General features: G+C 52.0%; 8 protein-coding genes. 6 read left to right on the top strand and 2 right to left on the bottom strand.

The genetic code is table 11. The annotated features are described in order from the left end of the window. Nucleotides 1-82 precede the first annotated feature (82 nt). On the bottom strand, nucleotides 83-1534 hold the full coding sequence (locus ACUN9V_RS14975; RefSeq protein WP_445511987.1) for a mannose-1-phosphate guanylyltransferase/mannose-6-phosphate isomerase: 1452 nt from the start codon (nucleotides 1532-1534) through the stop codon (nucleotides 83-85). A gap of 457 nt (nucleotides 1535-1991) precedes the next feature. Here ACUN9V_RS14975 and ACUN9V_RS14970 point away from each other — a divergent pair, with 457 nt between their 5' ends. Beyond that, nucleotides 1992-3716, top strand: a complete 1725-nt coding sequence (locus tag ACUN9V_RS14970; RefSeq protein ID WP_445511986.1) for a PilZ domain-containing protein — start codon at nucleotides 1992-1994, stop codon at nucleotides 3714-3716. A 231-nt stretch (nucleotides 3717-3947) separates the two neighbouring features. Here the strand turns inward: ACUN9V_RS14970 and ACUN9V_RS14965 are convergent, their stop codons facing one another. Then, nucleotides 3948-4190, bottom strand: a complete 243-nt coding sequence (locus ACUN9V_RS14965) for a hypothetical protein (RefSeq protein WP_246837788.1) — start codon at nucleotides 4188-4190, stop codon at nucleotides 3948-3950. Nucleotides 4191-5012: 822 nt separating this feature from the next. On the opposite strand from ACUN9V_RS14965, the gene ACUN9V_RS14960 reads away from it, so the two are divergent. From ACUN9V_RS14960 to ACUN9V_RS14940, 5 genes are all read left to right on the top strand, one after another. Continuing rightward, nucleotides 5013-5888: a flagellin N-terminal helical domain-containing protein gene (locus tag ACUN9V_RS14960; RefSeq protein WP_445511985.1), complete on the top strand. Its 876-nt coding sequence runs from the start codon at nucleotides 5013-5015 to the stop codon at nucleotides 5886-5888. Between the two features lie 162 nt (nucleotides 5889-6050). Continuing rightward, nucleotides 6051-10082 carry an O-linked N-acetylglucosamine transferase family protein gene (locus ACUN9V_RS14955; RefSeq protein ID WP_445511984.1) on the top strand — a complete coding sequence of 1344 codons (4032 nt, stop codon included), beginning with the start codon at nucleotides 6051-6053 and terminating at the stop codon, nucleotides 10080-10082. 241 nt (nucleotides 10083-10323) lie between these two features. Beyond that, the gene (locus ACUN9V_RS14950; RefSeq protein ID WP_445512052.1) at nucleotides 10324-10536 is read left to right on the top strand and encodes a flagellin; all 213 of its coding nucleotides are present in this window, start codon (nucleotides 10324-10326) and stop codon (nucleotides 10534-10536) included. A 132-nt stretch (nucleotides 10537-10668) separates the two neighbouring features. Then, nucleotides 10669-12918: a flagellin N-terminal helical domain-containing protein gene (locus tag ACUN9V_RS14945; RefSeq protein WP_445511983.1), complete on the top strand. Its 2250-nt coding sequence runs from the start codon at nucleotides 10669-10671 to the stop codon at nucleotides 12916-12918. Nucleotides 12919-13083: 165 nt separating this feature from the next. Continuing rightward, nucleotides 13084-13323, top strand: a complete 240-nt coding sequence (locus ACUN9V_RS14940; RefSeq protein WP_445511982.1) for a hypothetical protein — start codon at nucleotides 13084-13086, stop codon at nucleotides 13321-13323. Nucleotides 13324-13895 lie beyond the last annotated feature (572 nt).

Genomic DNA, 13895 nt, shown 5'->3' with positions numbered 1-13895 from the left:
ACACAGGGCGATACACCGAATCAGACCCAGGGCGACGGTCAAGGCAACGCTGTTCAGCCGGGATCATGATCGAGACTGGTGGTCACTCCCGCCGGTAGACGTCATCGAACCGTTCGATATCGTCTTCGCCGAGATAGCTTCCGCTCTGAACCTCGATCAGCTCCAGTTCGATCTTGCCCGGGTTCTCGAGCCGATGGACAACGCCTAAGGGTATATAGGTCGATTGATTCTCTTCCAGCAGGAAGGTTTCGTCGCCACGCGTCACTCGCGCTGTGCCGCGGACCACGATCCAGTGTTCCGCGCGATGGAAATGCTTCTGCAACGACAGCCGGCCGCCGGGGTTCACGCTGATACGCTTGACCTGATAACGCTCGGCGCGATGCACGCCGTCGTAGCTGCCCCATGGACGATGCACACGGCGGTGCTGGTCCCACTCCGGTCGACTCTGATGCCTGAGCGTCTCGGCGATCCGCTTGACCGCCTGGGCGGCATCGCGATGGGCGACCATGACCGCATCCGGCGTCTCGATCACCATCAGGTCTCGGACGCCGACCGCCGCCACCAGTCGGCTTTCGCTGTGGATCAGGCTGCCGGAAACCTCGTCGACGATCACATCGCCGCGCAGCGCATTGTCGTTGTCATCCTTGGCCGATATCTCCCACAGCGACTGCCATGAACCCACATCCGACCAGCCGGCATTTAGCGCCACCACGCTGGCATCCGCGGTATTTTCCATTACCGCGCAGTCGATCGACTCCGCCTCGCAGGCACTAAAGGCCTCGACGCCGACTCTCAGGAAATCGAGATCGGCTTGACGGCCTTCCCAGGCGCGGGTCACCGCCGCCAGCATGGCCGGCCGATGCTGCTCGAGTGCTCGTAGGTAGCGGTCCGCACGCATCACGAACATCCCGCTGTTCCAGAGATGCCGACCGCCATCGAGATACCGCTGCGCCGTCTCCGCATCGGGCTTCTCCACGAAGCGCTCGACCGGCACCGCGCGCTCCGCGCTGTCGTTACCGAGTGGCTCGCTCGTTTCGGGGTCGCTCCCGGTATCGGTATCGGTGCGTTTTTCGATATAGCCGTAGCCGGTTTCCGCACGCGTCGGCTTTACACCGAAGGTCACCAGCTTGCCCTGCTCGGCCGCTGCCTGCGCCGGGGTCATGGCACGGATCAGAGTCTCGGGATTGGCGATTGCATGATCGGCGGGCAACACCAGCATCACCGAGTTCGGATCACGGCTCATGGCTTGTAGCGCGGCCAGGGCAATGGCCGGCGCAGTGTTGCGCATCGCCGGCTCGAGCAGGATATCCGCCGACCAACCGGCCTCCCGCAGTTGCTCGGCCACCACAAACCGGTGCGCCTCCTGACACACGACGATTGGCGCCCCCGGAGCCAGCGGTTCGAAACGCGCCAGGGTTTCCACCAGCATGCTGCGCGTTCCGGTGATCGGCAAAAACTGTTTGGGATAGCTCGCCCGCGACATCGGCCACAAGCGAGTGCCGGAACCACCGGCCAGAACAACGGGGATCAGCATGCGCGCATCCTTGGCTTCGCTGGAATGGATATCTGCTGCATCGAGCTCTCTCCTACAGGCCACGATATCTAACTCGATGCATCCAGGCATCGCCAGGCATCGCGCCCAGTCGTCAGGGTAAACGGTTTTGGCCTTCACGACGCTACCGCTTCAGCGACGGGTGAGATTCGGCAACCCGCCCGGCCAAGCCAGCTAAGTTAACTTAGACTACAAACATCGAGTCGACATCGTCGGCATCCGAATACGATCGCGATTGACCGAAAAGCAACAAGAAGTTTCACCGGGCTTAAGCAAAAGCGATAGCAAAAGACATATACCTATCTTCCCTATGCTTGAAGGAGTACCTAGAATGCGGATTAGGCAGCGGACCGCTGACCGGCATCACCAAACTATACTTAAGCGGCTTTGCTCGAGAGCTATTAAAAAAAGAAAACACACGACCAACGCAGGGTGACTTATGAATGGCAACTCACGCGCCCCCAACCTCTCCGCCCGAGTCATTCGGTCACTGACGCAGTACCAGCACAAGCTATCGGTCTATTCGGAGAACGAAGATTATTCCATTGAAGCCGACATCCTCGATATCGATCAGGATTCCGGCCGAATAGTCTTGAAAGTCCAACTCAATGATATAGATATCGAGAGGTATGCCAACGAAGGCAGTTTCAATTTCGATATCGAAGCCGCCAAGCCCACGGCCCCTCAGAACCGAGAGGTCTACAGCGTTTATTCGGCACCGGCGAAGATATTGAAAACCGATACCTTCAGCTACCGACTCGAATGCCAGTTACCTGACGCTATTGCCGGCGCGGGTATCGGCCGCTCGGCTCGCGTTCCCTTCGTGTTAGGGATGCATGCAGACGTCAGGCTGGAGGTCTATCGTCACAGCCTGAGTATCAACGGCTTTCTGCATAATCTGTCCATCGGCGGTTGTCTATTGGAGATTCCGATAGCCAACAGTATCGCCCTGACAGTCGATCAGATACTTCCCGGCATTACCCTGGAATTTCCTAACGGTGAGACTTTTTTCTCGGAAGGCAAAATTCGGCACATTCGGCCTATCGGCAGCCAGGGCTATACCGCCGTCGGCATACAGTTCATCAACATGAACTCCGAGCAGCAGGAAGCCATCTATCAGCACGTCAGGGATGCTGAAAGAGAAGCCGCCTACCGCTGTGGCACCAACCAGAAAATCACGAATCATTCGCCCCTGTTCATCGCGAATAACAAGGACAAGGAATTTCGTCAGTCCCATAGCCAAGGCGGTAAAATGAAACCCTCCATCCAGCGTGGCGTGGCCGAGATCGCCAACCAGATTCAGATAGGGTTTCTTTTCATCAAGGCCGGAACCAATTTCCGCGAAAAGATATTTTACGACAGTGCCGACCGTTTGATCGATATGGCGATGCGAGATCGCAAGGCGCTGCTATATGATCTGGCCTCGCTGCTGATGGAGCCGGACTGGGTCAGGCATGCCGTGCAGGTAGCGGGACAGCTGGCGGATATGCTGATCACGCAGGATCCCCACTCTCCGCAGATCAGGGAGGCCGTTGTCGGCGCTCTCATGCATACGCTGGGCAAACCGCTGCTTATCAGCCCCGAGCTGCCCTCTCTCGAAGCCCACATGACACCCAGCCAGAGAGCGATACTCAAAGGCCACTCGACCACGCTGCTGAAAAGACTCTCGGTCCTGGAATGGTCGCCCAGCCCGGTCTGTCACGACATCCTCGAAAATGCCAATGAACGGCTGGATGGCACCGGCTATCCTCAAGGCAAATCGTCCGAAGATCTCTCCAGTCTCGTCAAGACGATTTCGGTCATCAAAGCCGTCAACAAACTGACCCACGGTCGCAATGGCAACCCGGGAAGGCCGCCACTGGATGCTTACCGCTGGATCAACGACGCCTCCGGCGCCTACGATAAAAGCCTGCTCGTCGAGTATATCCAGCAGTACGGGTTGTATCCGATCGGCAGCCTGGCGAAGTTTTCCAGAGGATATCTGGCGTGGATCATGGAAATCGACGCCAAGGGTATTCCAATGAAGGTCGCCGTCGTCAAGAACTTGAATTTTCTGGACATGAATCTCAACTACATACTCGTAGCCGACGATTTTCCGCAAATAGGGAAACTGGAAGAAATCGTCAATCCACTGACCTACGGACTTACGCCCCTCAGAGTCTAAAGTCGTAAAAATTCTTTGGTGACTATCTCTTTAGGTCCTTTACAACCTCGGCAAAAGCTATCAAACCATCAAAGCTACTAACGAGACGATAATCAGCACGGAAAATAAAGATTATTATTTTCGGAAAACATCATCACTCAAACGATACTTATCGATGACCAGTACGAAATGGTCATCGATACGACTTTCGATTATTAAAAGCAGTCATAAAACGGGGAAAGCCTGTTTCTGCTAGACAATCTTCTTGAATTCCAAAAGCGTGCTGAGCATGGTGTGCACGCAGCCTTGGCTCAATGCGTACTCGTCCATCAAACCTTGCAGGCGCAGCTCGAACTCAGGGTGAGCGGCCGGCGCTTCCGGTTTGCTCGATGCCGGGCGGGAGCCGCCATCCATCTCACGAAGGGCCTGTGCAAAGGCATCATCGAGTTCCCGAAACTTACGAAGTTTTTCACGTTCATCCATCATACGAGACATAATAGGTTATTAAACATCCTGAAAAACGACCCGATTGCGGGTCGATAAAGTCTGATGAAAAACGGCCTGAGCCAGCGTTGGACGGGATGATAAATTTGCTGGCGGGAAATAGTGCCGTGGCTCTCTAAAACAGCACATGAGTCTAGCGAAAAACACCCCAGAAATCATCAATACCGCCACCCTTCTTTGACTATCAACGGTCACGGCAAGCATTGAAAGGCATTGTACGGCGCTGAATGCTTGGAAATAGTCACCAAAAATACCGGCCGGCGACAGCCATCGCTACATCTCGGACCACGAGAATCGCTCAAGATTCCTCACCCTGCACTCCTCCGGCCTGCGCCACTGTCGCGATAGCTTTCGCAGCCACTATCGTGGCGGCCTCCGGCCAGCGCTGCCAGGCATTCATAGTGTTACCTCGCCGACGCAGCCAGGTACGCAATCTCATCCTCCCTTCCTCCCTTCCTCCCTTCCTCCCTTCCTCCCTTCTCTTTCTCTCTTTCTCTCTTTCTCTCTTTCTCTCTTCCGCTCGTAGCTCGTAGCTCGTAGCTCGTAGCTCGTAGCTCGTAGCTCGTAGCTCGTAGCTCGTAGCTCGTAGCTCGTAGCTCGTAGCTCGTAGCTCGTTACCAATCATTACAAACATCCTCATCAAAAAAGTGAAATCGTCCTAAAGCGAATCCGGGTAGCGCCGATAACTGGGTCAACGGCCACGGGCCGTTGCACCACGATCCGGCACCAGCTGCCATTAGCGCAGCGGATCAGGCCTAAGGTTGCGGTCTCTTTAGAGAAGCGCCCTCTCAACCGAGATAAGGAATCACGACAATGGCAGTTATCAATACCAACATCACCGCTCTGATCGGTCAGCAGAACCTGAATAAGTCAGCCAATGAGCTGTCCACCGCCATGGAGCGTCTCTCTTCCGGCCTGCGCATCAACAGTGCCAAGGACGATGCCGCCGGTCAGGCCATCGCCAACCGCATGTCTTCTCAGGTAACTGGTCTGAATCAGGCCAGCCGTAACGCCAACGACGGTATCTCTTTGGCCCAGACCGCCGAAGGCTCACTGGATCAGGTCAACGATAACCTCCAGCGTATCCGTGAACTGACGGTTCAGGCTCAGAACGGCACCAACAGCGCTGAGGATATCGACTCAATCCAGAAGGAAGTCAATCAGCGTCTGGACGAGATTAACCGGGTTACTGATCAGACCAGCTTCAACGGCACTGCGCTCTTCTCCCAGTCCGAGGATTCCACGTTCAAAATCCAGGTTGGTGCCAATGACAGTGAAACGATCAATGTCAAGATCGGTTCTGCCAGCGGTTGGAACGCCTATGACACCTCTTACACTGCTGGCGCTACTGGCACAATGGCTTCTGTCAATGGTCAAGCCCGTAGCGTCAGCGCTTTTGGCTTTGACGTGATGTCCGCCAAGGCGCTTGAGGATCTGGATACGAAGGTCAGCTCGGTTGACAACGCGCGTAGCGACCTCGGTGCGGTCCAGAACCGTTTCGAATCCGCGATCGACAATATCTCCACGACGTCCACCAACCTCTCTGCTGCACGTTCGCGCATTGAAGATGCCGATTACGCCGTCGAAGTTTCCAACATGACACGTGCCAACATCCTGCAGCAGGCCGGTACTTCTGTCCTCTCTCAGGCCAACCAGACACCGCAGTCCGTGTTGTCTCTGCTGCAGTAATTCCGCAGTTAGCAAGGCAGTTATGGAAAGGCCAGCATCCGCTGGCCTTTTTTTGCCTATTCCATAAGTATTCATGCGAATCCGCCGCTATTTGCGGCTTTGCCCTGACAAGGTGCTGTCAAAATCACGTAAAGCCCAGTTCTCCCATACGTGATAGTGACCATGACCACACCTCAGCAGACGCCCCCCTCCGAGCAGAAACAGTTCATGACGCTGTATCAAAGTCATCGCATTCGGGAAGCCAAACGGACAGCCGAGAAACTCATCACGCGCTATCCCAATGATGCCTTTGCCTGGAAGGCACTCGGTAACTGCTTGCTGCAGTCGGGGGAATTTGCCGAAGCTGCCGCCTCACTGGAAACCGCCTTTCATCTGACGCCAGAAGATCCGCTGGTACTGAATGCATACTCACGAGCGTGCTTTCATACCAACCGACTTGATAAGGCGCTGGCACTTCAGAAAAAAAGTCTTGAGCTGGAGCCGGACAATGCCCAGGGTCATTACAATATGGCCAGCATGCTGCATCAATCGGGGAATAGTCAGGACGTCTTGCAGCATCTCGACCAAGCCAAGGAGCTGGGCTTTGATAACGCGCAAATACTCTCCATGCGCAGCGTCGTGCTCTCGCTATCATTACGCTTCCAAGAGGGTATGGATGAGCTACTGAAGCTTTATGCGTTGCAGCCCAAAGACCCGACCGTTCATAACAGTCTTGGTAACTACTATAAGGATATGGCGGACTTCGCCAAGGCTGAAGCGCATTATCAAAAAGCCAAAGAACTAGCTCCTAAGTATGCGACAGCTTACTCTAATGAGATCCTGTCACGGCATTACAACCCCGACAGTACGTTAGAGAATGTTCTTGAAGCTGCACAAGAATGGCAACGGCAGTTTGCCTGCGAGTCCCCCTACACTCACGCTCCTGATCCTGTGGCAAGCGGAGGCAAGCTCCGTGTCGGTATTATTTCCGGTAGTTTACGCCTGCATCCTGTCGGCTGGATGATCACCAGCGCGCTATCTCATCTACCGAAAGATATTGAGCTATACGTCTATAGTGACAGTGAACCCGGTGACTTCATTGCCCAGCGCATTCAGCAAATCGCGACGCAATGGCGTCCCATCTATCATCTCGAGCATGAGCAGGTTGCCGAAAATATTCACAGCGACGAGGTCCATATCCTGATCGACTTGGCAGGGCATGGCTCCAATAGCCGCTTACCCGCCATCGTAATGAAACCGGCGCCACTGATTATCAAGTGGGTCGGTACCCAGATTAGTAGCATGGGCATTCCGGAGTTCGACTACTTCCTGAGCGACAGCATTGAAACGCCACCCGGCGTGGATGATCAGTACACCGAAAAGCTAATTCGCCTGCCAGACGATTATGTTTGCTATCACCCGCCCTACTACACACCGGCCATTACCGCTCTGCCCGCAATCGCCAATGGCTATATCACGCTGGGATGCTTCAACAATCCAGCTAAGCTGAATAATGTAGTTCTCCAGAAATGGGCCGAGCTCATGCATGAGCTGCCTAATAGCCGTCTATTTCTAAAAGGCGGGCAATACTCGAGCCCCGAGGTTTGCGAGCGAATCCGCAACACGATGGCCGAAACTGGCATCACCGAAGAACGCCTGATTCTTGAAGGTCCATCCAAGCATCAGGAATTGCTCCGAAGCTACAATCGCGTCGATATTGCTCTGGACCCCTGGCCTTACTCCGGAGGCTTGACTACTTGCGAAGCCATGCTGATGGGCGTACCCGTAGTCACTCTGCCTGGCTCAACCTTCGCCGGGCGACACTCGGCAACGCACCTGACCAACGCGGGAATGCAGGAACTGGTCGTTAGCAGTTGGGAAGAGTATCGCCAGCGTGTTATCGAACTTGCCTCGGATCTACCAAGCCTAGCAATAATTCGAGCTGCGTTGCGGACGTATCTCGAGCAGTCTCCCGTCTGCGATGGACCACGATTCGGGCGCCATCTACATAAGACGCTGCGCGCCATCTGGCAACGCCATTGTGAAGGTAAGGCACCGGCAGCTCTGACTTTCAACAAAGGCGGGCAAGCCTGGTTCGAAGATGAAAGTAAGCCCGTAAAACTATCTGCCGAGTTGCAGACTGGCTTTAACTGGGACCTGGAAAGCCCCGTCACGATTCTTGATAACGGCGCCAATATCGCCATGCGCAGCGACGCCAAGGAGCTGCTTGGCTCGGGTAACATCACCGTACTGGCATTCGACCCAATAAACACATCCGGCAATGCACAGGAACTGGCACAATACGGCGAAATCCAGCACTTTCCGCAAGTCACGCTGGGCAACGGCCAGCTCGTCACGCTCACAATCGCTGAAGGCGAGGACAATGTTGCCAGTCTGAAATCAATGACCTCTAATGGTGCCGATACACTCCAAACACTGGAAATTCCCAGCATCGCCCTAGACAGTATCGAAGGCTTGGAAAGCCTGGACATGTTGATCCTCGATGGCCGACATAACAACTTGACTATTCTGAAACACGGTATTAGGGCGCTATCAAAGACCCTATTACTTCAGATTCGAGTAAATTTCTGTTTTGAGTACGAAGACCAAGCAAATCTAGAATCTCTCACACGCTGGGCCAACAAAAACGATTTTTATTTTTACAAATTATGTAACGAAAAATACTCTACAGAAGAAAACCTTCACTGTCTTTTTGATAATGATTTTTCTGGCAATCTAAGTTATGCAGATGCAATATTTGTTCGACACTCAAACCTCACTGCGAAGCAACAGTTAAAGACAGCGTTTTTGTTGCACTTGGCTTTAGGGAGAAACAAAAAGTCGCTTGCACTGCTAGGCGCTTTTGATAAAAAACTTGCAGAACACTACTTTTCCTTTTCTTTGCAGGAAAATATAAAACTTGACGAAGCAACCACTATCATACGTACCAGCAATATTGAAACGCCTTCAAATAACGGCCATGAAATATCAGTCATTATGCCCTGCATTAACCTTGAAGAAGGAGTTAAGACAGCTGCTATACTACATGCTAGGTCTGCTAAAAAATGCCATATTTATATTATCATAGACGACATAAGATTAGGCTTTATCAGCACGGCCAATACTGTCTTTAACAAGCTATCTAGCAAATATGTTGTATATTTAGCACAGGATGCCTTCCCTGGTATGCATTGGCTTGATATAGCTTACAAAACAATGGAAAAATCCAAAAAAGGACTTTTGGCATTTAATGATGGGAAATGGGCAGGATCAATAGCTTCATTTGGCATGGTCCGTTCATCTTGGGTGAGTAAGATATATTCACAAGGTTTATTTTTTGATGAATACAACTCTCACTGCGCTGATGATGAAATTACTGAAATTGCGCAAATGACTAATCAGTTCATATATGACTCGAATAGCGTACTTATTGAAATTGACTACAATAAAGCCTTAACAGGTGGAGGTAACAAGCATGACCGAGACCTCCTCAATAACAGACGAAAAAATACGTTTGGGTTACAGAAAAATCCATATAATCTAGATAGAACTTTTTATGACGAGGAGTATGTTTTTGGTAACGTTGACAAACATGTCGTTTTAGCAACTATTCATGCAAAAGCAAAGCCTAATATTTATTTAGAAATAGGCGTTCAAACAGGAAAAAGTTTAGCTCTTGCTAAATGTCATTCGATAGGTATAGATCCGAACCCATGTATTTCGCACCCACTTAATAGCAATCATGTTATTTTTAACATGACTAGCGATGACTTTTTTGCAACTACGGCTAATGAAACAATAGATGATACCATTGACTTTTCGTTTATTGATGGCATGCACCTTTTCGAGTATGCTTTGAGAGATTTCATAAATGTCGAGAAACACTCACATTACAATACAATTGTAGCTATTGACGATATTTTTCCTGGCCATCCAAATCAAGCGCTTAGGGAGCGCATAACACAAAACTGGACAGGAGATGTTTGGAAGTTAGTAGAAATATTAGAAGCATATAGACCGAATTTGCATATTACATTTTTAAATGCATATCCAACAGGACTATTGATAGTTAAAGGCCTAGACCCTGAGAATACTATTCTAAGTCAAAATTATGATGAAATTGTTGCCAGGTATAAAAGTGTCAAACATGTGCCCGAAAAATTCATAACGCGCAATGAAGCCATAATCGATTGGGAGTCAAGCATATTCAGCTAAAGTAAGCATCTGGAATGCGCAGGCATGCTTATGCCTGCGCCTAACGCTTATTCATAAAGCGCTCTTATAATAACACGACATATGCCACCTACATAAAAACTACATTTATTTAAAGTGAATTAAACCTTACATCAAACTAACTTGCAATCTTAAGAAGGTTGCAATTAGGCCAGGACATTCCTACTAATTATTTTCATAAAAATAATAACGACGTTAAGAGCTTGCGTACAATTTCACTCCTATCTCAGCGGCTCTAACTAATCGGTATTGTTATTTCGCAGCAAACCACGAAAACAGTCGGTCTGAACGCCCAGCCCGCTCGCAAAGCATGGATGCCGGTTATGCGACTGAGATATCTCAGATAACCAAAGCACAGATCCTGCAGCAAGCCGGCACTTCGGTTCTGGCTCAGGCCAACCAAGTCCCGCAGGGTGTTCTGTCTCTGCTGCAGTAATCCGCAACACGAAGTTGAGGTGGTAAATAAAGGCCGGCGCAAGCCGGCCTTTTTACGCTCCGGTTTCGTTAAAAAAATTCAAGATTTTAGCCGCTCTGTCGATAAGGATCTTAAGAACTAGAGAGACCTCACATGTCTGTTATCAATACCAATCTTGCCTCTCTCAAGGCACAACAAGATCAACGCCACACCGGCAACGCGCTTTCGACGTCGCTGGAACGTCTGGCGTCGGGCCTGCGCGTCAATAGCGCCAAGGACGATGCTGCCGGCCAGGCGATTGGTAACCGAATGACTTCGGAGATCAAGGGGCACTATCAGGCACAGCGCAACGCCAATGATGGTATCTCCATGGCGCAAACCGCCGAGGGCGCACTTGATGAAATCAACGAGCGGCTGCAGCGTGTGCGTGAACTGACCGTCCAGGGGCTCAACGGTACGCTGAACCTCGACGACGCCGATGCGATACAGGCGGAGATTAATCTAAACCTCAAGGAAATCGATCGGCTCGCGGAAACGAGCGAGTTTAATGGCATTTCCGTTCTGAACGGCCAGGCGGGTGTTGTCAAGTTGCAGGTGGGTACTCACGACGGTCAGGAACTAGGGATCGATCTGACGCCGCCCGGCTTCGATTCGGAGTCGCTGGGGCTGAAGGACTTCACGATAGTGGGCATCAGCGGCGACGTTACGCCACGCGATACCGTGCTGGGACGAGCACGCGATATCGAACTGAACGACGGTTCAACCAATGTCACCTATACGAACACCGCCGCGACTGACCCCGATCTGCGTTATTCCGCCTCGAATGGATTTGGCTACTACACCCAAGCGACCGACACCGAGGGCAACGCCGCGTTTTACAACGCTGGCATTCAGGCTTACCACACGACTGCGACCGATAGCAGCGAGGTCACAGTCATTCAGACCGTCCAGCCGATTTACACACCCAGCACTACCATTGAAGCCGAGAATTTCAGCCAGTTCGAATATCGCGACGAGAACGATGTGGTATTGAGCGACGACAACGAACGCGCGTTGGTTCTCGGAGACGACGATCACTACTACCTCCAAACGACCGACAGCACGAGTGGAGAGTTACGCTATCAGGCTGCTGAGTTGAATTATCAAGCGGATACGGCCCGGGCCGTGGTCAGTGCCTCGACCGGTGATGTTCTCACAGCCGCCACGTTTAGTCCGGTAACCAACGTCGATGGCTACGATTTATCGGACGCCGGGGTTTCCGTTAAATACCATGCGGCTGATGGCACTTCGTGGATGAGCGGCGCCGAATCGATCGTTCAGGATGGCGGCGGCAACTACTATATTCAGTCGGAGGACGCTGGCGAGCCGGTTTATTATCGTGCGACCAACCCGACTGCCGTGACCGATGAAGACGGCAATACGACATTGACGTTCTCCCCCCAGGATGACACAGCACGCCAGGCCGCGCCTTTCGGTACTGTCACCGCCGTTGAAGCTTCTCCGACGGTCTCTGTCGACAATACTATTGAGATTCAACGTGCTGATGGAACTACCATGGATTCCGCTACGACCCGCCTGATGCAGAGCACCACCGGTGACTATTATGTCGAAGAAAAAGTCTCCAATAGTGAGTATCGGTTCCATCACGCGGCTGTCGGCGTAACGTCTGACGGTGCTGCCAGCACGATTATCGCTTCTATCCAGAGCGACAGCACTCCAAGTGTCTTCGATGCTGACATGGACCAGGTCGACACGGTTTCCGGCTACTCGATCGTCACGTTGGATCCGAGAAACGTCACTGTCAATTATACCGATGGGGATGGCCAAACTTTCAGTGATGTTCTACGAACGGACGGGGACGGTAATTACTACTTCTCGGTCAATAACGACGATTCTGGTGAAGACGGCTATAAAACCGCCACGTTAGTAGACGACGAAGGCGGCGATATTCTTATCAAGACGGTCAACGGCAATGGCGACGTTATCATTTATCATCCGTCTCAAACCGTCAGCTCTGGCGTCTACAATATTAGTGTTCAAACGGATGCCAATGGTGTGGATGACGATGGCATTGCCCACACGACTATCAATTTGACGGAAGTCGATCAGGATATCCGGCTACGTCAGCCGGAAAATCCTCTCGCTGCGCTGGGTCGTGCCATCGCAACCGTCGATGCAAAACGTAGCCATCTGGGAGCCATGCATAACCGACTGGATTCCGTCATCTCGCAGCAGACCACGGAGACAGTCAACCTCAGCGCTGCCCGCTCGCGCATCATGGATGCCGATTATGCGACTGAGATATCTCAGATGACCAAAGCACAGATCCTGCAGCAGGCCGGCACTTCGGTTCTGGCCCAGGCCAACCAGGTCCCGCAGGGCGTTCTGTCTCTGCTGCAGTAATTCGCGACACGAAGTTGAAGTGGCAATCGAGGCCGGCGCAAGCCGGCCTTTTTGTATCCAAACTTAACCCATGATAAATTACTAAAACGCCCCTTTTATCGGTTTAACCACCCACGCTTCTCTGTGATTCAATGCACCAAAATGTCGCTGCCCAGGTCGACCTCAATGACAATAGAAGATTACGAATTCATTATCGAGGAACTGCAAAAGGTTATCGGTGATGCCAAGGCATTGGTGGCGAAGTTCGAAGCCGAGAATGCCGACGAGTCGATGCCGGCGGAGTACCATAAAGTGCATGCCCTATATCAACGTGCGGTAAAGTCACAAAAGGCTTATACGCATGCGATGCTCGATCTTGTCGAATCCGAGCCGTCGGTACTTAATCAGCTCTGCCGTGAATCTTAACCGATAGAAAAAAGCCGACAGCCCTCCATGGATTAGACAGACATCTCGATGGACACATCGAATGGCGGCTAGGCCGACGTTTAATACCAATGCCCGTTGAGACGCGAACGCGGCTTGTGAGTTTGCACCCGCCTAGACCGCCCCCCTTCAGATTATCGCATCGCCGTCGATAACCCTAGAGACTGGTGTCGTCAGCCACCGGTAGATGCCCCGTCGCTTTAGACGGTAGATAGGCCCTGAAAGTACGGGCCGAGCGACAGAGTCATCAAGTGCGCTTGTCGTAATAGTGCGGTACCCCGACCTTTCGGATTTTATCCCTCGAGTAAGCGCCAGCATGCCTTGCTCGAGATGCCCGGCTCCATCACCTTCACTCGATTTCTGTTTCAGATACAGTGTTGGAGTAAAAGTCAATGAATATTGGGTATCCGGATTATCTGGTTGGTATGTGTAGTGGTCCAATGACACCGGACATCAGCATAGGTGGTAATCTTGCCACCATTAGCGAGGTGTCTGATGAGCAGGAAACGACGATCTTTTACGCCGGAATTCAAGCAGGAAGCAGCCTGTGTGGT

Source organism: Salinicola sp. V024, assembly GCF_052645315.1.
This window is presented reverse-complemented; position numbering and strand designations above follow the sequence as displayed.

Coding starts and splice junctions, on each gene's coding strand:
- ACUN9V_RS14975 (WP_445511987.1), bottom strand. CDS start 1,534: ATGCTGATCCCCGTTGTTCTGGCCGGTGGTTCCGGCACTCGCTTGTGG.
- ACUN9V_RS14970 (WP_445511986.1), top strand. CDS start 1,992: ATGAATGGCAACTCACGCGCCCCCAACCTCTCCGCCCGAGTCATTCGG.
- ACUN9V_RS14965 (WP_246837788.1), bottom strand. CDS start 4,190: ATGTCTCGTATGATGGATGAACGTGAAAAACTTCGTAAGTTTCGGGAA.
- ACUN9V_RS14960 (WP_445511985.1), top strand. CDS start 5,013: ATGGCAGTTATCAATACCAACATCACCGCTCTGATCGGTCAGCAGAAC.
- ACUN9V_RS14955 (WP_445511984.1), top strand. CDS start 6,051: ATGACCACACCTCAGCAGACGCCCCCCTCCGAGCAGAAACAGTTCATG.
- ACUN9V_RS14945 (WP_445511983.1), top strand. CDS start 10,669: ATGTCTGTTATCAATACCAATCTTGCCTCTCTCAAGGCACAACAAGAT.
- ACUN9V_RS14940 (WP_445511982.1), top strand. CDS start 13,084: ATGACAATAGAAGATTACGAATTCATTATCGAGGAACTGCAAAAGGTT.